At 34.6% G+C, this 22,163-nt stretch carries 22 protein-coding genes; 2 read left to right on the top strand and 20 right to left on the bottom strand.

Annotated elements, in window-relative coordinates; translation table 11 throughout:
• Positions 1 to 56: 56 nt before the first annotated feature.
• From rlmN to BWR22_RS03605, 5 genes are all read right to left on the bottom strand, one after another.
• Entirely contained in the window at positions 57 to 1,097 is a 1,041-nt protein-coding gene (rlmN, locus tag BWR22_RS03625) for a 23S rRNA (adenine(2503)-C(2))-methyltransferase RlmN (RefSeq protein ID WP_076732076.1), read from the bottom strand.
• A 154-nt stretch (positions 1,098 to 1,251) separates the two neighbouring features.
• Entirely contained in the window at positions 1,252 to 1,491 is a 240-nt protein-coding gene (locus BWR22_RS03620; RefSeq protein WP_076732075.1) for a hypothetical protein, read from the bottom strand.
• A gap of 97 nt (positions 1,492 to 1,588) precedes the next feature.
• On the bottom strand, positions 1,589 to 3,676 hold the full coding sequence (locus BWR22_RS03615; RefSeq protein WP_198033391.1) for an alpha-ketoacid dehydrogenase subunit alpha/beta: 2,088 nt from the start codon (positions 3,674 to 3,676) through the stop codon (positions 1,589 to 1,591).
• Positions 3,677 to 3,861: 185 nt separating this feature from the next.
• A complete protein-coding gene (locus BWR22_RS03610) occupies positions 3,862 to 4,929 on the bottom strand; it encodes a branched-chain amino acid aminotransferase (protein ID WP_076732073.1) in 1,068 nt (355 codons plus the stop codon).
• 136 nt (positions 4,930 to 5,065) lie between these two features.
• Complete coding sequence (locus tag BWR22_RS03605) at positions 5,066 to 6,346, bottom strand: dihydrolipoamide acetyltransferase family protein (RefSeq protein ID WP_241828228.1); 1,281 nt, start codon at positions 6,344 to 6,346, stop codon at positions 5,066 to 5,068.
• Between the two features lie 209 nt (positions 6,347 to 6,555).
• Here BWR22_RS03605 and BWR22_RS03600 point away from each other — a divergent pair, with 209 nt between their 5' ends.
• Entirely contained in the window at positions 6,556 to 7,020 is a 465-nt protein-coding gene (locus BWR22_RS03600; RefSeq protein ID WP_241828227.1) for an Lrp/AsnC family transcriptional regulator, read from the top strand.
• A 24-nt stretch (positions 7,021 to 7,044) separates the two neighbouring features.
• Here BWR22_RS03600 and BWR22_RS03595 read toward each other — a convergent pair whose 3' ends face one another.
• Positions 7,045 to 7,641: an acyltransferase gene (locus BWR22_RS03595; RefSeq protein ID WP_076732070.1), complete on the bottom strand. Its 597-nt coding sequence runs from the start codon at positions 7,639 to 7,641 to the stop codon at positions 7,045 to 7,047.
• A 106-nt stretch (positions 7,642 to 7,747) separates the two neighbouring features.
• Between BWR22_RS03595 and BWR22_RS03590 the strand changes: the two genes are divergently transcribed.
• Positions 7,748 to 8,038 carry a hypothetical protein gene (locus BWR22_RS03590; protein ID WP_076732069.1) on the top strand — a complete coding sequence of 97 codons (291 nt, stop codon included), beginning with the start codon at positions 7,748 to 7,750 and terminating at the stop codon, positions 8,036 to 8,038.
• Between the two features lie 8 nt (positions 8,039 to 8,046).
• On the opposite strand, the gene BWR22_RS03585 is transcribed toward BWR22_RS03590, so the two are convergent.
• From BWR22_RS03585 to BWR22_RS03520, 14 genes are all read right to left on the bottom strand, one after another.
• Positions 8,047 to 8,799, bottom strand: a complete 753-nt coding sequence (locus tag BWR22_RS03585; RefSeq protein WP_076732068.1) for an enoyl-CoA hydratase/isomerase family protein — start codon at positions 8,797 to 8,799, stop codon at positions 8,047 to 8,049.
• Positions 8,796 to 10,301, bottom strand: coding sequence for a serine hydrolase (locus BWR22_RS03580; protein ID WP_076732067.1), 1,506 nt, complete (start codon positions 10,299 to 10,301; stop codon positions 8,796 to 8,798). Before BWR22_RS03580 ends, BWR22_RS03585 begins: the two co-directional genes overlap by 4 nt.
• Positions 10,302 to 10,320: 19 nt before the next feature.
• Positions 10,321 to 12,858: a phenylacetic acid degradation bifunctional protein PaaZ gene (gene paaZ / locus BWR22_RS03575; protein ID WP_076732066.1), complete on the bottom strand. Its 2,538-nt coding sequence runs from the start codon at positions 12,856 to 12,858 to the stop codon at positions 10,321 to 10,323.
• A gap of 342 nt (positions 12,859 to 13,200) precedes the next feature.
• Complete coding sequence (locus BWR22_RS03570; RefSeq protein ID WP_076732065.1) at positions 13,201 to 13,803, bottom strand: short chain dehydrogenase; 603 nt, start codon at positions 13,801 to 13,803, stop codon at positions 13,201 to 13,203.
• Between the two features lies 1 nt (position 13,804).
• Positions 13,805 to 15,013: a 3-oxoadipyl-CoA thiolase gene (gene pcaF, locus BWR22_RS03565; protein ID WP_076732064.1), complete on the bottom strand. Its 1,209-nt coding sequence runs from the start codon at positions 15,011 to 15,013 to the stop codon at positions 13,805 to 13,807.
• Positions 15,014 to 15,067: 54 nt separating this feature from the next.
• A complete protein-coding gene (locus BWR22_RS03560; protein WP_076732063.1) occupies positions 15,068 to 15,475 on the bottom strand; it encodes a PaaI family thioesterase in 408 nt (135 codons plus the stop codon).
• Positions 15,476 to 16,630 (bottom strand): 3-hydroxyacyl-CoA dehydrogenase NAD-binding domain-containing protein, encoded by a 1,155-nt coding sequence (locus tag BWR22_RS03555; RefSeq protein ID WP_076732062.1) that lies wholly within the window; start codon positions 16,628 to 16,630, stop codon positions 15,476 to 15,478.
• The gene (locus BWR22_RS03550) at positions 16,631 to 17,413 is read right to left on the bottom strand and encodes an enoyl-CoA hydratase-related protein (RefSeq protein WP_076732061.1); all 783 of its coding nucleotides are present in this window, start codon (positions 17,411 to 17,413) and stop codon (positions 16,631 to 16,633) included.
• A 65-nt stretch (positions 17,414 to 17,478) separates the two neighbouring features.
• Positions 17,479 to 17,979 (bottom strand): 1,2-phenylacetyl-CoA epoxidase subunit PaaD, encoded by a 501-nt coding sequence (gene paaD / locus BWR22_RS03545; protein WP_076732060.1) that lies wholly within the window; start codon positions 17,977 to 17,979, stop codon positions 17,479 to 17,481.
• 117 nt (positions 17,980 to 18,096) lie between these two features.
• Positions 18,097 to 18,849: a 1,2-phenylacetyl-CoA epoxidase subunit PaaC gene (gene paaC, locus BWR22_RS03540; protein WP_076732059.1), complete on the bottom strand. Its 753-nt coding sequence runs from the start codon at positions 18,847 to 18,849 to the stop codon at positions 18,097 to 18,099.
• Between the two features lie 38 nt (positions 18,850 to 18,887).
• A complete protein-coding gene (gene paaB, locus BWR22_RS03535; RefSeq protein ID WP_076732058.1) occupies positions 18,888 to 19,178 on the bottom strand; it encodes a 1,2-phenylacetyl-CoA epoxidase subunit PaaB in 291 nt (96 codons plus the stop codon).
• A gap of 68 nt (positions 19,179 to 19,246) precedes the next feature.
• On the bottom strand, positions 19,247 to 20,203 hold the full coding sequence (gene paaA, locus BWR22_RS03530) for a 1,2-phenylacetyl-CoA epoxidase subunit PaaA (RefSeq protein WP_076732057.1): 957 nt from the start codon (positions 20,201 to 20,203) through the stop codon (positions 19,247 to 19,249).
• A 204-nt stretch (positions 20,204 to 20,407) separates the two neighbouring features.
• On the bottom strand, positions 20,408 to 21,481 hold the full coding sequence (locus BWR22_RS03525) for a 2Fe-2S iron-sulfur cluster-binding protein (protein WP_076732056.1): 1,074 nt from the start codon (positions 21,479 to 21,481) through the stop codon (positions 20,408 to 20,410).
• A gap of 68 nt (positions 21,482 to 21,549) precedes the next feature.
• Entirely contained in the window at positions 21,550 to 22,119 is a 570-nt protein-coding gene (locus BWR22_RS03520) for a TetR/AcrR family transcriptional regulator (RefSeq protein WP_076732055.1), read from the bottom strand.
• Positions 22,120 to 22,163: the final 44 nt, after the last annotated feature.

The following is a 22,163-nucleotide window of genomic DNA, read 5'->3' as shown; positions in this document are numbered from 1 at the left end:
AGCCTCATTTTATAACTAAAATGAGGCTTTTTTATGTTAATTAAGCTAATACAGTTTTATGTTTTGTTCGCTAACTGTCCGCAAGCAGCATCAATATCTTTCCCTCTACTCCTACGCACGTTTACAACTATTCTATTACGCTCTAATTCTTGTATATAATTATCTATAGCCTTACTAGATGCCTGCTGAAATTCACCATCATCTATAGGATTGTATTCAATAATGTTAACCTTGCAAGGCACATATTTACAAAATTTAATTAAAGCTTGAATATCTTCCATTCTATCATTAATGCCATCCCAAACCACATATTCGTACGTTATTTTTCGTTCTGTTTTTTTATACCAATACTCTAAAGCTTCTTTTAAATCTTTAAGCGGAAATGTTTTATTAAACGGCATAATTTTAGTTCTCACCTCGTCTATTGCAGAATGAAGTGATACCGCTAAATTAAATTTAACCTCATCATCTGCCATTTTTTTTATAATCTTAGGCACACCAGAAGTAGAAACTACAATTCTTTTTGGAGACATCCCTAATCCTTCTGGAGAAGTAATTTTTTCTATAGACTTAATTACATTATTATAATTCATGAGTGGCTCTCCCATTCCCATAAACACAATATTACTTAAAGGTCTATTAAAATATAATTTACTTTCCCTATCTATAGCTACTACTTGATCATAAATTTCATCTGGATTAAGATTACGCATACGTTTTAAACGTGAAGTCGCACAAAATTTACAATCTAAACTACAACCTACCTGACTAGAAACACAGGCAGTAGTTCGTGTTTCTGTTGGAATAAGAACAGATTCCACAATTAACCCATCGTGCAACTTTACAGCATTTTTTACTGTACCATCGCTACTACGCTGCATAGTATCTACTTCTATATGGTTTATAACAAAATTATCCTCAAGCATTTGGCGAGTTTCTTTAGAGATATTTGTCATATCCTCAAAAGTATGAGCACTTTTATTCCACAACCATTCGTAAACTTGGTTCCCACGAAAGGCTTTATCTCCTTCTTTTACAAAAAAATCTCGAAGTTGCTCTTTTGTTAATGCACGTATGTCTTTTTTCTTATCTGTCATTTGTTTTGCAAAAATAGAATATTTTAAAATACTATCTCTTTAGTATAACAAAACTATAAGACAAAAACTTATAATTAATACATATCCTTTGTAATACTGCATAAAAAAAGCAACTTTTTTCAAAGTTGCTTTTTTTATTTAACATTATTAAGGTTTATTTATCGTCTACTTTAATCTTTGTTTCTCCGTCTTCAGATTTAATTTTAACTTCTTTTTCTTCAGATTCCATCTTGATTTTAGTTTCATCACCATCAACCTTTTTTTCAATTTCTGCTCCATCAGCTTCCATCTCCTCAATTAGTTCTTCAGCTTTTGTTTGGTTTTCTTCTCTACAAGACGTAAATGATATAGTCATTAGCGCTAATGCTATTAGTGGTAAAAATATTCTTTTCATTTTTATTGTTTTAATAATTAGTTATATCTAAATGTAAAAATATATTTAATATTATCAAACCAAATGTTAAATAATAGCATTTAATTTAACAAAAATGTTAATAATCAAGTAACCTTTCAATTTTAGTCTTCACTTTTTCTGTTGAAGGAATCATAGTTTGCTCTAAAGTTGAATTTAAAGGTATAGCTGGCATATTCTCACTACCAATAGTCATTACTGGTGCATCTAAATATTTAAAGCATTCTTCTTGAATTTTACCAGATAATGCTCTAGCAAAACTATTATTTGAAGGCTCTTCGGTCACCACTAAACATTTTCCTGTTTTCTTGACCGATTTCATAATCGTGTCTTCATCTAAAGGAAATAACGTACGTAAATCAATCACTTCAATTTGGTCTTGCATGCCTAATTGTTCTGATGCGTTCATTGCCCAATGCACTCCCATTCCGTAAGTAACAATAGTTAACGTTTCTACATTTTCTTGTTTCCAGATTTCTTGTAAAACCCAAGCTTTACCGAAAGGTAAAACATAATCTTCACTTGGCTCTACAGATGTTGCACCTTGTGTTCCTGGTACTTTAGACCAATACAAACCTTTGTGTTCTAAAATAACCACTGGATTTGGATCGTAGTAAGCCGCTTTCATCAACCCTTTTAAATCTGCTCCATTACTTGGATAGGCTATTTTTATACCACGAATATTTGTTATTACAGATTCTACCGAAGATGAATGATAAGGTCCACCACTTCCATAAGCTCCAATTGGTACACGTAGAATCATACTAACCGGCCATTTTCCGTTAGATAAATAACAACTTCTACTAACTTCTGTAAATAATTGGTTTAAACCTGGCCAAATATAATCGGCAAACTGAACCTCAACAATAGGTTTTAATCCAACTGCGCTCATACCAACGGTTGAACCTACAATAAACGCTTCTTGTATTGGTGTATTAAACACGCGGTCGTCTCCAAATTTTTGAGCTAATGTTGCTGCTTCTCTAAAAACACCACCTAATCGCCCACCAACATCTTGACCGTAAAGCAAGCATTCTTTATGCTTTTTCATTAGTTCTTCTACGGCAAAAAGTGCACAATCTACCATAACCACTTTATCTGCGCCTTCTGGTGAACGCGTTCCTTTTTCTTCAGTAATTGGTGTTGGTACAAAATCGTTTGTAAATAAATCTTCCGGTTTTGGATCTTTGGCTTGTAACGCCTTTTCAAAGTCTGATTGTACTTTCGCTTTCGCGGAATTTTCTATCTCTTCGACTTCTTTTTCTGAAAAACCGGCATCTAATAATTGTTGTTTGATTACTGGATAAGGATCACGAGAACGTGCCTCGTCTAAATCGTCGCGATACCATTCCATTCTTACACCAGATGTGTGGTGATTTAGTAACGGCACTTTTGCATGTACTAAAAATGGTCTGCGTTCTGTACGAATGGTTTCTATTACTTTTTCTAATGCTTCGTAGCTTTCTGTAAAGTTTGCACCATCTATTGAAATGGCTTCTAATCCTTTAAAACCTTGAGCATATTCAAAAGCATTTTGCGCTCTAGTTTCTGCTGCATTTGCAGAAATATCCCAACCATTATCTTGTACTAAATATAAAATTGGCATTTGTTTTAGCGCTGCCATTTGAAAGGCTTCGGCTATTTCACCTTCAGTTACAGAGGCATCGCCTAAACTACAAACGGTGATTGGTTTTAAAGCCGTATCTACTGTGTTTGAATTAACAGGATCTGATTCTAAACTATAATCAGCCAAACCTTGTAATTCTTTATACTGCATTCCCATAGCAACGCCTGTTGCTGGTATGGTTTGCATTCCTGTTGCAGAAGATTGATGTGGAATTTTTGGCTTATCGTCATCTTTTAAACTTGGATGTGAGTAGTATGTTCTTCCGCCAGAAAATGGATCGTCTTTTTTTGCTAATAATTGCAACATTAAATCGTAAGGTTCTAAACCAAATGATAATAACATAGCATCATCTCTATAGTATGGAAATGCATAATCTTGCGGTAATAGTTGCATACCTAAAGCTATCTGGATAGCTTCGTGACCACGAGATGTAGCATGCACATATTTAGAGACTTGTTTAAAATTAGCTTCGTATAATTCTGCCATAGCTTTTGCTGTGCAGAGTTTTGAAAATCCTTTTTTTAGTGTTTCTTTTTTCATATTTATGCCTGCGAAAGCAGTATCTATTTTGTTATAATCTCAAAATCAATCTTTTTTTATTAGTCTAAAAGATTTTTTTGTTAGCGTTAGTTTGCGTTAGCGATTGATGTGGCATCCTTTTTTGCCATTAAAAGCAAAAAAGATATAACGGAAAGCGCGACCCTTGTGGTAAAGCCCAAATTATTTTAAGCTAATTGCTTTTCTACTTTAAACATCCAACCAAATTTGTCTTCTACACGTCCTGTTTTTATATCATTTAATGTATTATTTACTTCTAAACCAACTGGACTTTCGTTAGATACGTGTATAAGCTCATCGCCTACGCCAATGTCTTGAATGTAAGCAATACCAACGGCTGTACCTGTACCGAAAGCTTCTTCTAAACTCTTGTTTTTTGCTGCTTCTTGAATTTCGTCTATGGTGATTGCACGTTCTGTAACCTCGTAACCTTTATCGCGAAGCACATCTATTACACTCATACGCGTGATGCCATCTAAAATAGAACCGTCGCGTTTTGGTGTGATGAATTTTCCGTCGATTTTAAAGAAAATATTCATGGTTCCAACTTCTTGAATGTATTTGTGCTCGATTGCATCTAGCCATAAAACTTGATCGAAACCTTTAGCTTTTGCCAACTCTGTTGGACGAATAGCTGCGGCGTAATTTCCGGCTGCTTTTGCTTCTCCTGTTCCACCATTTACGGCACGTATGTAATGTTTTTCGGCCCAAAGTTTAATTCGCTTACTAAAAAATGGTCCTGCTGGCGAAGCCATGATTATAAATTTATAATGTGTTGCTGCACGCATACCAATAAAGGCTTCGTCTGCATACATAAATGGTCTTAAATAAAGTGCGCTACCATCGGTTGGTGGAATCCAGTTACGCTCTAAATCGACTAATTGTTTTAATCCTTCTACAAATAAATCTTCTGGAAAATGTGGCATTCCCATACGGTCTGCACTGGTGTTTAATCGTGCTGCATTTCTATCTGCTCTAAATAACATTGGGTTTCCATCTGCATCTACTGTTGCTTTCATGCCTTCAAAAATAGCTTGACCGTAATGTAATGCCATTGCTGCTGGATGTGTAGGAATCATTCCCATTGGCTCTATTCTTGGGTTTTCCCAAACGCCGTTATTATAATCACAAATAAACATGTGATCTGTGAATGTTGTACCTAATGGAATGTTGTTAAAATCTATGCCTTTGACTTTAGATTCGGTTACCTTATTTATAGAAATGTTGTGTTTCATAATTTTATGCCCACGATAGTGGGTATCTCATTAATTAAACTTTATTTTTTTTTGGATTCCGCATCAAGTGCGGAATGACAATATTATTTATATACTTTTCCTTTTATTAAGGAATTACTGTCTACATAGGAATTAGTTAAATTTTTCGGTTAACATCAAACTGCTCGAAATAATCGGCTACGCGACGTACGAAGCTTCCGCCAAGGAAACCATCGACAACTCTATGATCGAATGATAATGATAGATACATCATGCTTCGAATAGCGATTTCATCTCCGTTTTCGGTTTCGATAACTTCTGGTCTTTTCTTTATGATTCCTAAGGCTAAAATGGCTACTTCTGGTTGGTTTATTATTGGTGTTCCCATAACGCTACCAAAAGTTCCTACGTTAGAAATGGTGAATGTGCTGCCTTTAATATCGTCTCCTGCTAGTTTGTTTTCTCTTGCTTTTCCTGCAAGTTCGTTTACGTTAGTTGCGAGTTCTTTTAAATCTTTTGTATCTGCATTTTTTACCACAGGAACTATTAAATTTCCACTTGGTAATGCGGTTGCCATACCAATGTTTATATCTTCTTTTACGATGATATTATTACCATCTACTGAAGCGTTAATGTTTGGAAAATCTTTCACAGCTTTGGCTACTGCTTCTACAAATAATGGTGTGAATGTTAAACGCTCACCATACTTTTCTTGAAACGCGACTTTATTTGCATTTCGCCAGTTTACCATATTGGTTAAATCGGCCTCAACATAAGCTGTAACGTGTGGCGACGTGTGTTTTGAATACACCATATGATCTGCAATCATTTGGCGCATGCGATCCATTTCAATCACTTTTCCTTTGCCTTTATCGAATTGCAATTGTGGAATACGATATGCTGTTGGATCTTTTTCGGCTACTGGTTGTGCAAATTTGTATGGTCTGCCATCTTCTATGTATTGAAATACATCACTTTTACGCAATCTGCCTTCGTGACCAGTTGCTGGAATTCTGGCTAATTCTTCAAAACTGATATGCTGTTTTTTTGCTATTTCTAATACTAATGGTGAAAAGAATGTATTTGTATTTGAAACCGAAAAAGCATTTGAAGTTGAAGCTGATGCTTGCTGAACTGGTTTTGGTCTTTTTGGTGCCTTTTCTTTCTTTTGAGGCGTCTCGACAGCACTCGACGATGCTTTTGTTTTATTAGAAGATTTTACTTCTTCTGAAACTTCTAGAATAGCTATTACTTCTCCAACTGGCACAACGTCTTTGGCTTGAAATAAAGTTTTAACCAATGTTCCTGATGCTGGTGCAGGCACTTCGTTATCAACTTTATCTGTAGCAACTTCGAGTATAATTTCTCCTTCATCAAAACTATCTCCTTCAGAAATTAACCAATTAATTATGGTGCCTTCTGTTATACTTTCGCCCATTTTGGGCATTTTTAATTCAAAATTTTTCAACATTTTCAATTTAAATATCAGAAATAAAAATAAGTATATTCAATATTTTATTTAGTTAAAATCTTGCTTTAAAAACTATAACAGAATATAATTCTATAATTTTAAATTATAAAAGAATAAAAAACTTTTTATTAATATATTTGCCTTATCTAATGAAATAAAATTCTATGGCTTTTACAATGGATAAAATAGATGCAGAAATTCTTTCTCTTCTTCAAAAAAACAGCAATCGAACAACAAAAAGTATTGCTAACGAATTAGGCATGACAACCACTCCTATTTTTGAACGTATTAAAAAATTAGAAAAAGAAGGTTATATAAAAAAATATGTTGCTATTTTAAACAATAAGAAAATAGGTTTAAAACAGACTGTTTTTATAGGAATTACTCTACAAGGACACACTAGAAGTTATCTTGAAAAATTTGTAACTCAAATAAATAGTTTTCCTGAAGTTATTGAATGTCACAGAGTGAGTGGGAATTTTGACTATCTTTTAAAACTTGTTGTTGAAGATATTGAAGCTTATGAAACTTTTATTATTTCGAAATTAACGTTATTACCTTATTTAGGAAATGTACAGAGTTTAATTACACTCTCAACTGGCAAGGAGACTAACGAGATTGATTTGAGTGCTATTTTATAGCTTAAAAAACTAATCTATTTAAATCTATTTTTTGAAGGTTTCACGAAGCGTTTTATAAACATCTTCTTGCTTTTTCATGTTTTCTGGCACTTTTCTTAAAGGCTCAACAGCTTTTAAACTTTCATGACAATCTGCTGGTAATTGTTGATATAATTGCGTGCCTTTTGTTTTCCATGCTATCATTTCATCACTTACTTGCTTAATTACTTTTGCTGGATTACCAACAACTAAGCTACGTTTTGGAATTATAGTTTCCGCCTTTACAAATGCCATTGCTCCAACTATAGATTCATCACCAATTTCGGCATCGTCCATAATTACAGTATTCATTCCAATTAAACAATTACGCCCTAAATTTGCACCATGAATAATTGCGCCATGTCCAACGTGAGCGCTTTCTTTTAACGTAATAGATTTACCTGGAAACATGTGTACTGTACAATTTTCTTGTACGTTTACTCCATCTTCTAAAATAATTTGTCCCCAATCACCACGAATTGCAGCTCCAGGACCAATGTAACAGTTTTTACCAATAATAACATTTCCTGTTACTGCAGCCAATGGATGCACAAAACTTGACTCGTGAACAACTGGAACAAACCCATTAAAACTATAAACCATAGCAATATAAAATTTTTAAAAAATGTTAAATACTTATAAAAATGACAATAAAATGTAAGGTTTTGTATATTTAAACATACTATTTAATAACAAATAATTTAAATATATGAATCACACATCATCATCATTCGATATAAAAAAAGAAGATATACCTCAACTTAAGTTTTCTAAAAATGAAACGTTATTAAGCTTAAAGAAAAGAAAATTAAGAGCACATTATTTAGAACGTGCTACCCAATTAGGTAATTTACTAAAAACAAAAGTTAAAATTTATTTTATAGATAACTCTAATAAGCTAATGAGCGTAAATACTACTATTTGGGCAGTTACTTCTAATTTTGTTGTGTTAAAGCAAGGTATAACCATACCTAAACACAGTATAATTTATGTTGAATAATTAAAAGCTTATTTAAAACCTTTTAGTTTTTCCTTTGTAAATTCTGAAAGCACAAGTTTTCCGCTAGTTGCAGCACGTTCTGCCAACAACTCATCCCAATGATCTGTACCTTGCCAGAATACTTTTTTCATTTCGCGCATAGCATCTGTATTGTAAGTGCATAAATGTTCTGCTGTTGTTTTAACAGCCTCATCTAGTTCTTCGTTACTTTCAAAGACATGCGTGAATAATCCTTTTTGTTTAGCCCATTCTGCAGAATAAAACGTATTCGCGTCTATTGCTATTTGCGACATACCGCTTAAACCAATTTTGCGCTCTATTGCTGGTCCAACTACAAATGGTCCAATACCAATATTCAACTCACTTAATTTTATAGCTGCATATTTTGAAGCCATACAATAATCGGTTGAAGCTGCTAGTCCAACACCTCCACCAACGGTTTTACCTTGTATGCGACCAATGATAAATTTTGGACATTTACGCATAGCGTTAATTACATTTGCAAATCCAGAAAAGAATACTTTTCCAGTTGCTGCATCGTCGATGTTTATGAGTTCGGTAAAACTTGCTCCCGCGCAAAAGGTTCTGTTTCCTCCACTTTTAAGCACAATTACTTTTATAGCATCGTTAGTTCCTGCATCTGTGATGGTTTGCGCTAATTCCGCTAAAACATCTCCAGGAAGAGAGTTATGTGCTGGGTGGAAGAATTCTATGTATCCTACTTCGTTTTCTATGGTTTGTTTAACGTATGGTTTTGTCATGATTTTTCTAAAATTAACTTCTCAATTTTATTAATATATTTTTTAGCGTTTTCGTTTTCAGGGTCTAAAACTAAAGATTTTTTATAGCTATTTAATGCATTATTATAATCTTCAGTTATAAAATAGGCTTCAGCTAAACTATCATAAAAATTAGCATTTTCAGGATACTCTTTTGTAAGATGAATAAAAAAATCAACCGCTTTTTTTTGTTTATTTTCATTCAGTAATTGATATCCAAAATTATTCAAGCTTCTTAAATTTATGAAATACTTTGCAGTATCTGTTTTCAACTCTCTAAATTCTTTAAAAGTATTTTCAGAATTTCTTAAAAAAGAATGTTTCAATTTTGAAGCTAAATTAAGTTTGGGATATTTTATTAAATCTGCTTCAATTTCGGTAAAAAACAAATTTGCCCAATCATTAAAAGCAGATTCTGATACATTGTTTATAATTACTACAATTCCATAATCGGAATCAGGACAAATTAACAATCCACTTTGTATTCCTTTACTTGTACCAGTTTTTGAATAATAGTAACCTTCTTCTTCGCCAACGCCAATATTTTGCCACAAGTAACCAATATTTTCATCGTCTTCTTTGTCTTCAAATAATGAACGTGACGCTTCCTTTACCCAAGGTTTATTTTTACTTTCAATAAGATATTGCATGTATTTTGCCATATCTGGCAAAGTTGAAATTGCACCACCAGCTGCACCATATATTGGACAATAATCAGTCATTGCTGGTTTACCATCTCGATTTCCTTTAACTAAATTAGCTTTAAATTTTTCTGATTCGTTTAAAAATGTGTTGTTCATTCCAATCTCAGAAAACAATTCTTTTATTTGAGTCTTAAAAGACTTTTTATTTACCTTTTCTAAAATAGAAGCCAAAATCTCAGGCCCAATATTATTATACATAAACTTAGTTCCTGGCTTGTTTACGACCTCAACATTTTTTAAATCTTCTAATAAATCTTGAATCGTATATTCCGCATTTTCATCACCGTTTTTTAATCGGTTGTAATAAGTTTGCAAACCTTTTGTTGTTTTACTTTTTAGACCTAAACTGTGAGTTAGTAAATGCTTGATTGTTATTGGTTGACCTTCAAATTCTAAATTTTTATAGTCGTCACCCAAATACTTGCGAATGTCATCGTCTAAACTAATTACACCAGACAGCACAGCTTTAGAAATTAATGCACCAGTGAAAGTTTTGGTAATAGATGCTATTTCATAAAGCGAACTATCATTAGGTGTATTTTTTTTTCCATTTTCTATTTCGCCATAATAATTCTGATATGTTTTACCATCTTTATAAACCGCTAATGCAATTGAATTTATGTTACCTTTTTGCAACGTGTTTTTAGCGTATCCATCTATTAAAAAAGTTAATTCGCCAAAAGTTTTATCTTCGGAAATTTCAATCTTTTCTGCTGTTTCTTTTAAATTGTTACAGCGGAAAACTAAAACACAAATGATAATGAATTGAATTAGTTTCATGTTTCTGAATGATTGTTTTTTATATTAATCCGAATTGCTCGAAATGATGGTTAAGGTGTTTTCTTTCTAATAAATACGCTTCGTATTTATTCAACTCACCAAAAACCAAATTTTTCAATTTTGCCTCAGGATTTTCTTTAAAAAACTCTATATATTTTTCTCTTTGCGCTTTAAATTTTTCAATAGCAGTTTCTAAATCTGGATGTTTTAAATCGTCGAGCGTTTCTTTTTCTAAATGTGGAAATTGAGAGTTTTTAGGAAACTTTCTGTAATCATATAAACTATGGTGCACTTTTTCTAATATCTTTTCTGGTGTTGCAATTTCGAAATCTTGAATTTCTCCAGAAGCAATTTTGTAAGTATATTCTAAATGCTCAATCATGTGTTGTGGTGTCATGATTCCCCATTTAGGTTTCGCATCTGCTTTTAAATTAGAAAGACATTCGTCAATTTTTTCCAAAGTCATTTCAACAAATGTTTCTTGCTTTTTTTCTACCATTGTTAAAATGGTTGCAACAGCAACTAACGGACTATCTTTTTCGGTTTTCTGACTTTCTGGACGGTTTTCAAAATTAGCATCAAAAACCTCAACGTGCCATTTTACGATTCCGCTTGGATGTTCAGCAGAAGCAACATCTCTATCTACTTTTTCTTTACAAGTTAAACGTACATAAATAGTATCGTTATGATATAGTGGTCGTAAAAAACGAATACTATCTAAACCATAATTAGCTGCTACAGGCCCTTTATTTGGGTACACAAACAATCCTGCAGCTGCAGAAATAATAAAATATCCATGCGCTGTTCTCTTTTCAAAAATACTTCCATCTAACGACGTAATATCGGTATGCGCATAAAAATGATCCCAAGTTAAATTGGCAAAATTCTGAATGTCATTATCGGTTAAAGTTCGCTTGTGCGTTTTTAAGGACATTCCTGGTTGAATATCTTCCCAATGGTATTGAAATGGATGCTGCTCTGCTTCCTTGTATTTTGCATTTTGCTGGTAAATTCCAGTAATTTCTGTAATGGTTGTTGGCGAACCTTGAATGGCTGTACGCTGTAAATAGTGTTTAATACCACGCATTCCTCCCATTTCCTCACCTCCACCAGCACGTCCTGGACCACCATGAACTAAATATGGTAATGGTGAACCATGACCTGTACTTTGCTTCGCGCTTTCTCTGTTTAAAACTAAAATTCTTCCATGATGACTTGCTGCATTTACCACATAATCTTTTGCAATTTTATCATCGTTGGTTGCAATGGAAGACACTAGAGATCCTTTTCCCATTTGCGCTAAAGTAATAGCTTCGTCTAAATTTTTATAAGGCATTATGGTACTTACAGGACCAAAAGCCTCACGTTCGTGAATAACTGTATTTTGAAATGGATGGTCTGCTCGTAATACAATCGGACTAATAAATGCGCCTTTTTTGGCATCTGCTCCAATGGTACTAATTTCGTCTAAATCACCATACACAATTTGTGCTTCTTTGGCTAAATCGTTAACCGAATCTCGAACAGCTTGTACTTGTTGACGACTAACTAAAGAACCCATTCTAACTTCTTTTAATCTTGGGTCTCCAATAGTTACTTTGTCTAATTGTTTTGCTAATGCAGTTTGCACATCGTCTACTAATTTCTCAGGAACAATGATGCGTCTAATTGCTGTACATTTTTGTCCAGCTTTTACGGTCATTTCTTTTCTAACTTCTTTTATAAACAAGTCAAATTCTGGCGTCCCAGGAACTGCATCTTCTCCTAAAATAGACGCATTTAAAGAATCGGCTTCCATAGTAAAAGGTACCGATTCTTGAATTAATCTTGGATGCGCTTTTAGTAATCGTCCGGTTTGTGCAGAACCTGTAAAGGTTACTACATCTTGAGATTCGACTGTGTCTAGAATATTTTTAACCGTTCCGTTTATAATTTGCAAAGCGCCTTCTGGTAAAATTCCAGAATCTATAATGGTTCTTGCAACTGCTTCTGCTAAATACGATGACGAAGGCGCAGGCAACACCACAGCAGGAACTCCTGCCATCCAGTTTACTGCGCATTTTTCTAACATTCCCCAAACTGGGAAGTTGAATGCATTTATATGTACTGCAACGCCTTTTTTAGGCACCATAATATGATGTGCCATAAAGCGTCCGCCACGAGACAAATCGATAGCATCGCCTTCTACATGATACGGTTGATTAGGAAATAATTTTCGTAATGATGCGTTGGCGAATAGGTTACCAAAACCTCCTTCAATATCTATCCAACTGTCTACTTTGGTTGCTCCAGTTCTGTAACTTAAATCGTAAAACGCATCTTTTCTTTTGGTAAGATACAATGCTAGTTTTTTAAGCATGTTTCCACGCTCTTGGAAGGTCATTTTTCTAAGTACTTCACCTCCTTTTGTTCGTCCATAATTAAGAATTTCAGGAACGTCTAATCCTTCTATGGCAACACTTGTAAAGGCTTCGCCTGTTACTGCATCTAAGATTGGTGTTCCTTCTTCTTTTCCTGTTGTCCAAGAACCTTGAACGTAGTGTTGTATTTTTTTCATATCAAATGCCTGCGAAGGCAGGTATCTTTTATTTATTAATTCTATTTTGGCGTTACCTAAAGGTCGGGCTTTCCGTTATATCTTTTTCTCATACTTCAAAAAAGGATGCCACTACAATCCCTAACGCACTTATTTGCTATGTTTTTTTCTTAACCAAATTTTATTATCCATTTGCTAAGAGATTCCTACCTAGGCAAGAATGGTAAATCTTTAATTAATCACTAACCTTAGTTGATATGTGCGTTAGTGATTGAGGCTTTGTTGAAACTCTTTTTTGTTTTTCTCAAAAAAAGCGACTGCCGAAAGCGCGACCCTTGTGGTAACGCCCAAATTATTGTTATATTAAGCGAGAATCCTTAAAATTCTGCCTGTAATTTTTCCTTCGATAGATTTTACATAACCATCTACAATTTTGTCCATAGACACTGGTGTATTTCCCGGAAAATAATCTTTGTATTTTTCGTAAGCATCTTCAACCAAATCTGAAGAAACTGCATTTATTCTTATACCGTTTTCTAACTCTAAAGCGACTGCTTTTACAAAACTGTGAATTCCTCCATTTACCATTGCAGCACTAGTTGTCATATCAACTGGATCATCTGCCAAAATTCCTGTTGATAATGTAATTGAACCATTATGATTTAAAAATTCTTTACCAATACGAACGACATTAACTTGTCCCATTAGTTTACTTTTTATACCAATATAAAAATCTTCTTCTGATAAATTATTGAACTTATCCCACTTTGCATCACCAGCAATGGCAACAATAGCATCAAGTTTACCAATAGTTTCAAACATAGATTTAATAGATTTAGATTCTGAAAAATCTACATTTACATCACCTGAATTTCGTCCAGCAACTATAACTTCATGTTTTACTGATACTCTTTCAGTTACTTTTTTACCTATGGTTCCGTTTCCTCCTATAATTAGTATTTTCATATTAAACGCGTTCTATAATTGCTGCATAACCTTGTCCAACACCAATACACATGGTTACCAATGCATATTTTTTATTTTGTTCGTGTAATTCTAAAGCTGCTGAATATGCAACTCTAGCACCTGTTACGCCAAGTGGATGACCAATTGCTATTGCACCTCCGTTTGGGTTAATTCTTGGGTCGTTATCTTTTAATCCCCAAGCACGAATGCACGCTAAAGCTTGTGCTGCAAAGGCTTCGTTAAGCTCGATAATGTCTATATCATCCATGGTTAAACCTGCTTTTTCTAACGCTTTATTTGAGGCTTGTACAGGTCCAATTCCCATGATTCTTGGTTCGACACCAACCACTGCAGAACTTACAATTCTTGCTAATGGTTTTAAATTGTACTTTTTTACTGCATCTTCACTTGCAATAATAGTTGCTGCAGCACCATCGTTTAATCCAGAAGAATTTCCTGCGGTTACGCTTCCACCTTCTTTTTTGAATGCTGCTCTTAGTTTTCCCAAAACCTCTAAGGATGTTGTTGGTTTTATAAACTCATCTTTTGAAAATTGAATAGGATCTTTTTTACGTTGCGGAATATGGACTGTTACAATTTCTTTTGCTAGCCTTCCGTTTTCTTGTGCTTTGCTCGCCTTTTGCTGACTCCAAAGCGCGAATTTATCTTGGTCTTCGCGAGAGATATTATATTTTTCGACTAGGTTTTCTGCAGTCATTCCCATACCATCAGTACCATACATTTCGTGCATTTTCGGATTTACAAATCGCCATCCGAAAGTAGAGTCGTACATTTTAGAATCGCCTCCAAATGCTGATGATGGTTTTGCCATGACGTATGGTCCACGTGTCATATTTTCTACTCCTCCGGAAATAAACACATCGCCATCTCCAGCTTTTATAGCTCTGTTTGCGTGAATGATTGCGGATAGACCAGAACTACATAATCGGTTTACAGTTTCGCCAGGAACTGTAAATGGCAATCCCGCTAAAAGTGAAGACATACGCGCTACATTACGGTTGTCTTCTCCTGCTTGGTTTGCACAACCCATTATCACATCGTCATATGATTCTTTTGGAATGTTTGGGTTACGTTTTACAATTTCTTGAATTACTAATGCGCCTAAATCGTCTGTACGAACAGCAGATAAAGTTCCTTTGTAGTTTCCTATTGGTGTTCTTATTCCGTCTATTATGTATGCTTCTTTCATAATTATTATTTTATGGATTCCGCATCAAGTGCGGAATGACAAACCGTTTCTATTTTATTCTTCCCAAGATTTACTTGTTCTATAAACTACACCTTTAAAAAGTGCGACTAATTCTTCTCCTCTTTTGACTTCAATGATATTAAAGCCTAATTTATTTTTTACGTTTTCTATTACAGATTCAGCTGTTAAATAATCACCTTCTTCTAAAGCCTCAATGTGATTAATACTTGTTTCTATAGAAACTGCATATTTACCATGTGTGTTTGCTGCAAATCCAAATGCTGTATCTGCTAAGGAATAACTGATACCTCCATGCGCTTTACCCATACTGTTTAGCATTTCTTTTCTTACAGTCATTGCTACTTTGCAGCGACCAATTTCGCATTCTAGGATTTCTATTCCTAGCCAGGTGCTATATGCATCTTGAGATAGCATTTTATGTGGAATGGCTTCGCCTTTCATTTAAAAAAAAGTTTTATTTCCTCTGTTCATTTTTCGTAATAACGGACTACAACGGTATCTATCTTCATGGTATTCGTTATATAATTCATCTAATTTAGACACACACCAATCGATACCTTTTTCGTCTGCCCAAGCCAATAATCCTTTAGGATAATTTACTCCTTTGGTCATGGCATTATCTATATCTTCAGCTGAAGCAATATTTAAGAATAGTGCATCTGCTGCTTCGTTGATTAGCATGACTAAAACTCTGTTGAAAATAGCTTCAGATAATACTGCATCTTTTGTTGGTTCTGGTTTTACTGCTCCTTCAGAATAATCGTAATAACCTTTTCCAGATTTTCGTCCTAAATATCCTGCTTCAGCAAAGCGTTTTTGTGTGAATGCTGGCTTATATCTTGGGTCGAAATAAAATGCTGTAAATACGGTTTCGGTTACTGTGTAATTGACATCGTTTCCTATAAAGTCCATCAACTCAAATGGTCCCATTCTGAAACCACCTAAACTTTTCAAACTGTAATCTATGGTTGCGAAATCTGCTAATCCTTCTTCGTAAATTCTTAGTGATTCGCCATAAAAAGGTCTTGCTACTCTGTTTACTATAAATCCTGGAGTGTCTTTAGCTACTGCTACTACTTTTTTCCAATCGGAAATCGTTTGTATTGACTTATTAAGAACCTCATTAGACGTTTGAATAGCAGGAATGACCTCAACCAATTTCATTAAAGGTGCTGGATTAAAAAAATGAATTCCAACACATCGCTCCGGCTTCTCTAACGAAGCTGCAATAGAAGCTATGGATAAACTTGATGTGTTTGATGCGATAATACAATCTTCAGAAACATAGCTTTCTAGCTCTGAAAACACTTTTTTCTTGATGTCAAGGTTTTCAATAATTGCTTCGATAGTTAGATTAGAATCTGCTAAATCTTTTAGGCTATCTACATAAGAAATGTTAGATTGAATTCTATTTTTTTCTTCAGTATCTATTCGACCTTTTTCAATTAAACGATTTAATATTTTCTCCAAACTCGCTTTTGCTTTATCTAAAGCTGCTTGGTTAGTATCGTATAATTTAACTGTACAACCAGAAGTTGCTGCGACTTGCGCAATACCACTTCCCATAGTTCCTGAACCTATAATTCCTACGTTCATTTAGTTTCCTTTAAAATTTGGTTTTCTTTTTTCTATAAAGGCTGCAACTCCTTCCGCATAATCGTTAGTACTTGCTGCTTCTATCTGTAATTTAGACTCTAAAGCCAATTGCGCTTCTAAATCGTTTGTCATGGACTTGTTATATAACTCTTTTATTAACCCTAATGCTTTGGTTGGCATATTTGCTAATTTCACAGCTAGCTTATTAATTGTTTCTTCGAATTCTTCCGTAGAAACACATTTATAAATCATTCCCATTTTTTCAGCTTCCTCAGCACCAATTTTATCACCTAACATTGCTAAAGCTAAAGCCTTTTGAAAACCAATTAATCTTGGTAAAAAGAACGTTCCTGCACTATCTGGGACTAAACCAATTAAACTAAATGCCTGAATAAAACTTACTTTTTCGTGAGCTACAACAATATCACAAGCTAAAGCAATATTGGCTCCTGCTCCTGCTGCTACACCATTTACTGCTGCAATAATTGGTTTTTTAATAGCGCGAATTCTTGTAATAATTGGGTTGTAGTGCTCATCTAATATTTTTTTAAATCCTGGATTTAAATCTGGATCTGTAACTTCTTTTAAATCTTGGCCAGCACAAAATGCTTTACCGTTTCCTGTAAGTACAATCGCTCTTACATTTTCGTTTTTTTCGCACGCATCTAAAGTGTCGTGGAGACTAAATGCCATTTCACGGTTGAAGCTGTTGAATACTTCTGGTCTGTTTAGCGTGATATATGCTACTTTATTTTCAATTTTAAGCTCAATACTTTTGCTCATATTTATTTTTTATTATGGATTCCGCATCAAGTGCGGAATGACAAATCGTTTTATTTAATAATCTATCATTTGAGACATTTAAAATAATCAAATGGTTCTTGGCAATCGTCACACTGAAATTGTGCTTTGCATGCTGTAGACCCAAACTGACTTATTAATCTTGTATTAGTGGAACCACAATTGGTACATTTTACCAATCGTTTTCTATTTAATAATACATCTTTATCTGCTTCGGCGTTTAAAGGTGCTGCTATACCGTAATCCTCTAATGCTTTTCGACCTCTTGGTGTAATCCAATCGGTTGTCCAAGCTGGAGCAAGAATTAATTCGATTTCGGAATCGTATCCTGCAATTTTTAATGCTGCTTTTATATCGTCTCCAATTACATCCATTGCTGGACAACCACTATAGGTTGGTGTAATTTCAACTTTTACGATGTTATTTTCGATAACGGCAGAACGTACAACTCCCATATCCATAATGGATAATACTGGAATTTCGGGATCTGAAACCTTTTCCAGAATTGGAATTAAAATTTCGTCTATGTTTTGTTCTGTTGTTGTCATGTTCACTTCCCATGAAAATGGGAATCTTTTATTTTGCTTCTCGATACAATTTGTTCCTTCTTCACAAATCACTCGAAGTGACTTTTATTTTATGAGATTCCTGCCTTCGCAGGAATTTTACCATTCCATATTTGGATAGGTACGTTGCATATATTGTAAATCGCTTAATAAATATCCTAAATGCTCTGTATGAATACCTTGTTTACCTCCTTTTTGAAACCATTTAGATTCTGGTGTTTCTAAGGTTGCTTCGCTTAAAACAGCATCTACTTTCTCGTAGTATGCTTCTTTTAAGGCGGTAACATCTACTCCAATTCCTTCTGCAACCATTGCTTTATCTGCTTTTGTTTGATGAAATAATTCATCTGTGTACGTCCACAAATCATTTATAGCTTCCTGCATTTTGGCTTTACTTTCTTCTGTACCATCTCCAAGACGCTTTAACCAATCGGTAGAAAAGCGTTGATGATAGCTTACTTCTTTAATTGATTTTGTTGCAATTGCTGACAGTGTTAAATCTTTACTTTTTTCTAATTGAGTTAAAAACAGAAAGTGATACACATCAAATAAAAACTGACGTGCGATTGTATATGCAAAATTGGTATTTGGTTGTTCAACCAATAATACGTTTACATATTCTCTTTCTTTACGAAGCATTGCAATATCATCTTCCGTTCGCTTATCTCCTGCAATTTTTGCTGCATATTGATAATAGCTTCTTACTTGACCGAATAAATCTAGAGAAATATTAGTACAGGCAATATCTGTTTCAAGACTTGGTCCGTGACCTGTAAGTTCTCCTAGTCTTTGACCGAGGATAAGACTGTTGTCTGCTATGCCTAATATATAATTGTATAAATTCTGATTCATAGTTTCCTAAATGAGATTCCTGCCTACGCAGGAATTTGTTACATATGTTTTACTTCGTCTGGTAAATCGTAAAATGTTGGATGTCGATATACTTTATCGTGAGCTGGTTCGAACATTTCTCCATTGTTTTCTGGATTGGATGCTGTAATGTGTTTAGATTCTACAACCCAAATACTAACACCTTCGCTTCTTCTTGTGTATACATCGCGTGCATTTTCTAAAGCCATATCTTCGTCTGCTGCGTGTAAACTTCCGCAGTGTCTGTGTTCTAATCCGTTTTTACTTCTTACGAAGACTTCCCATAAGGGCCAATTTTTTTTATCAGACATAATTTATATGTATTAATTTAAAATTGAATTCGAAATAGATAAATCTATAATTTCAATTTCAAGTTTTTTTATCCTACTTGTTTTTGTTTTCTCTCTTGTTTCTTTTCGGCATGCGCCATTGCTGCATCTCTAACCCATGCTCCATTTTCCCATGCATCAACTCTTGCTTTCATACGTACTTTATTCATTGGTCCATGCCCTTTTACAACTTGCCAAAACTCATCCCAATCGATTTCACCAAAGTCGTAACTACCACGCTCTTCGTTCCATTTTAAATCTGGATCTGGAATTTTTAGTCCGATTAAATCTGCTTGCGGTACGGTTTGATCTATAAATTGCTGACGTAAATCGTCGTTAGACTTACGTTTTAGTTTCCATTTCATAGATTGTTCTGTATGAATTGACTCTGCATCTGTTGGACCTAACATCATTAAACTTGGCCACCACCAACGGTTTAATGCATCTTGTGCCATTTCTTTTTGCTCTGGTGTTCCGTTTGCTAGCTTTATCATGATTTCGTAACCTTGACGTTGGTGGAAACTTTCTTCTTTACAAACACGAATCATTGCTCTTGCATATGGTCCATAAGAAGTATTACACAATGGCACTTGATTGATTATTGCTGCACCATCTACTAACCAACCTATGGCTCCCATATCTGCCCATGTTACTGTTGGGTAGTTAAAAATAGACGAATATTTTGCTTTACCTGTATGTAACTGTTCGTACATTTCTTCTCTAGAGATACCTAAAGTTTCGGTTGCTGAATAAAGGTATAAACCATGTCCGGCTTCGTCTTGTACCTTTGCTAATAGAGCCACTTTTCTTCTTAATGAAGGTGCTCTTGTGATCCAGTTTCCTTCTGGAAGCATACCAACAATTTCGGAATGTGCGTGTTGCGACATTTGCCTAATATGTGTTTTACGGTATTTTTCTGGCATCCAGTCTTTTGGTTCGATTTTCTCGTCTCTTGCGATACGTGCTTCGAATTGTTCTTCTAAACTTTTTATTTGTTCTTCACTCATCTTTCTAAGCTTTTAACTATTAGCTTTTGGCTTTTAGCTTGTTGAACTTCTTTTTTATTAGCTGTTGGCTGTTGGCCTTTTGCTGTTGGCGCGTTAAGGATGGAGCAATTGTTGGAGCTCATCTTTGATAGCGACTTGCGAGAGCCTGACCCTTTGGGTAACGCCAAAATTATTATTTGAGATTCCTGCTTTCGCAGGAATTTGTTAGACGTCGAAATCGACGACTACTTTATCTGTTGTTGGTACTGCTTGACAGCTTAGCACCAGGTTTTGCGCGACTTCTTTATCGTCTAGCGCGTAATTTATTTTCATTTCTACTGTTCCTTCTACGACTTCGCATTTACAGGTGCTGCAAACGCCACCTTTGCAGGCGAATGGCAAATCGGCTCCTGCGCCTAAGGCTGCATCGAGAATGTTATCGTACTCTTTGGTCATAGTGAAAGCGAATTCTTTTCCGCCATCGACTATGGTTACTTGTGTTCCTTCTACGTTTTGTTGTGCTAGACGCTCGGCTCTTTTAATATCTTCGTCTGAAAGACCTGTTACGAATAGCTCGAAATGCACGAGTTCTTTTGGTAAACCTGCGTTTATTAAATAGTCGCTTACGTAGTGTACCATTTTTTCTGGTCCGCAAAGGAAAACTTCGCTGGTGTCTGGAATATCGATGAATGTTTTGGTAAGGATTTGCATTTTTTCATCATCAAATCTACCATTAAACAACTCGATATCGCGACGCTCTTTAGTTAAGAAATAATAGATTTCTAGTCTGCCAAAGTATTTGTTACGAAGTTGCTCTAAGGCTTCTTTAAAGATAATTGATTTTGCAGTTTTATTTACATAAAACAATTTACATGTTGCATTAGGCTCTGCTTGCAAATGTGCTTTTAACATGGAAAGCACTGGTGTTATACCACTTCCTGCTGCAAAAAACAGATAGTTTTTTGAGGCTTCCGGCTGTACTTCTACTCCAAATGTACCGCTTGGCACCATAACTTCAAGCTCGTCTCCTGCTTTCAAATTTTCGTTTACATATGTTGAAAATTTACCTCCCGAAATTAGCTTTACTGCAACTTGCCACTGGTTATCGTTTGGTGAAGAGCATAACGAATAGGAACGACGAACATCTTCGCCATTTATGTCTGCTTTTAGTGTTAAATGCTGACCTTGACGGAATTTAAATTCGCTTTTTAAATCATCTGGAACAGCGAAAGAAACAACCGAAGTATCGTCTGTTTCCTTATATATATCTTGTATTTTAAGTGTATAGAATTGTGCCATTATTATTTTTTAACCCTCAAACTAACACTTGTTAGTTAGCGTTACAAAGTTAAGAAATAATTTGATACCTAAATGTTAATTCCGTGAATGAGTACTTTATTTAAATTATTTGCTAAATCGTTTGCGTTAAGTTCTTCTTTTTTAGGAATCCAAATGTAAAGTGATCGTAATGTGGTAAGCATTGAAAACATTATTATTTCTGGATTTACTTCTTTAAGCTCTGACGATTCTATGCCTTGCTGTATAATAGAAAGAAAATCTTTTTCGTAATTGTTTCTTAAGCTTAAATAATAATTTAATTGGGTTTCTAAGTGCATCCAATCGTTATTTAAGGATGCCATACCATAAATGTTTTCGCTCGCGATTTTAACGTGTAAAGCGACTATTTGCTTTAGCTTCTCTATACATGATAGTTTAGAATCTTGTACTAACTTCATGCCTTGCGTAAACTCTTCGGCAATTGATATTATAATAGTATTTAAAATATCTTGTTTAGAATTAATATGATTGTAAAGACTTGCCGCTTTTATTCCCATAGCTGTTGCCAAATCCCTCATAGTAACCGCACTGTATCCTTTTTCTTTAAACAGTTTTGCTGCTACCCTAATAATTTCTTCTTTACGCGTTTCTTGTTTCAAGTCTTTATTGTATTTAATTATTGTAAATTTATACAAAAAGAAAG

Origin of the sequence: Lacinutrix venerupis, assembly GCF_001971745.1 — a bacterium.
GTDB lineage: Bacteria > Bacteroidota > Bacteroidia > Flavobacteriales > Flavobacteriaceae > Lacinutrix > Lacinutrix venerupis.
Note: the sequence above shows the minus strand (reverse complement) of the source record. Positions and strands in the feature narration are given on the sequence as shown.

What these genes read in the sequence shown, in the direction of transcription:
- rlmN (WP_076732076.1), bottom strand. Translation starts at nt 1,097, where the DNA reads ATGACAGATAAGAAAAAAGACATACGTGCATTAACAAAAGAGCAACTT.
- BWR22_RS03620 (WP_076732075.1), bottom strand. Translation starts at nt 1,491, where the DNA reads ATGAAAAGAATATTTTTACCACTAATAGCATTAGCGCTAATGACTATA.
- BWR22_RS03615 (WP_198033391.1), bottom strand. Translation starts at nt 3,676, where the DNA reads ATGAAAAAAGAAACACTAAAAAAAGGATTTTCAAAACTCTGCACAGCA.
- BWR22_RS03610 (WP_076732073.1), bottom strand. Translation starts at nt 4,929, where the DNA reads ATGAAACACAACATTTCTATAAATAAGGTAACCGAATCTAAAGTCAAA.
- BWR22_RS03605 (WP_241828228.1), bottom strand. Translation starts at nt 6,346, where the DNA reads ATGGGCGAAAGTATAACAGAAGGCACCATAATTAATTGGTTAATTTCT.
- BWR22_RS03600 (WP_241828227.1), top strand. Translation starts at nt 6,556, where the DNA reads ATGGATAAAATAGATGCAGAAATTCTTTCTCTTCTTCAAAAAAACAGC.
- BWR22_RS03595 (WP_076732070.1), bottom strand. Translation starts at nt 7,641, where the DNA reads ATGGTTTATAGTTTTAATGGGTTTGTTCCAGTTGTTCACGAGTCAAGT.
- BWR22_RS03590 (WP_076732069.1), top strand. Translation starts at nt 7,748, where the DNA reads ATGAATCACACATCATCATCATTCGATATAAAAAAAGAAGATATACCT.
- BWR22_RS03585 (WP_076732068.1), bottom strand. Translation starts at nt 8,799, where the DNA reads ATGACAAAACCATACGTTAAACAAACCATAGAAAACGAAGTAGGATAC.
- BWR22_RS03580 (WP_076732067.1), bottom strand. Translation starts at nt 10,301, where the DNA reads ATGAAACTAATTCAATTCATTATCATTTGTGTTTTAGTTTTCCGCTGT.
- paaZ (WP_076732066.1), bottom strand. Translation starts at nt 12,858, where the DNA reads ATGAAAAAAATACAACACTACGTTCAAGGTTCTTGGACAACAGGAAAA.
- BWR22_RS03570 (WP_076732065.1), bottom strand. Translation starts at nt 13,803, where the DNA reads ATGAAAATACTAATTATAGGAGGAAACGGAACCATAGGTAAAAAAGTA.
- pcaF (WP_076732064.1), bottom strand. Translation starts at nt 15,013, where the DNA reads ATGAAAGAAGCATACATAATAGACGGAATAAGAACACCAATAGGAAAC.
- BWR22_RS03560 (WP_076732063.1), bottom strand. Translation starts at nt 15,475, where the DNA reads ATGAAAGGCGAAGCCATTCCACATAAAATGCTATCTCAAGATGCATAT.
- BWR22_RS03555 (WP_076732062.1), bottom strand. Translation starts at nt 16,630, where the DNA reads ATGAACGTAGGAATTATAGGTTCAGGAACTATGGGAAGTGGTATTGCG.
- BWR22_RS03550 (WP_076732061.1), bottom strand. Translation starts at nt 17,413, where the DNA reads ATGAGCAAAAGTATTGAGCTTAAAATTGAAAATAAAGTAGCATATATC.
- paaD (WP_076732060.1), bottom strand. Translation starts at nt 17,979, where the DNA reads ATGACAACAACAGAACAAAACATAGACGAAATTTTAATTCCAATTCTG.
- paaC (WP_076732059.1), bottom strand. Translation starts at nt 18,849, where the DNA reads ATGAATCAGAATTTATACAATTATATATTAGGCATAGCAGACAACAGT.
- paaB (WP_076732058.1), bottom strand. Translation starts at nt 19,178, where the DNA reads ATGTCTGATAAAAAAAATTGGCCCTTATGGGAAGTCTTCGTAAGAAGT.
- paaA (WP_076732057.1), bottom strand. Translation starts at nt 20,203, where the DNA reads ATGAGTGAAGAACAAATAAAAAGTTTAGAAGAACAATTCGAAGCACGT.
- BWR22_RS03525 (WP_076732056.1), bottom strand. Translation starts at nt 21,481, where the DNA reads ATGGCACAATTCTATACACTTAAAATACAAGATATATATAAGGAAACA.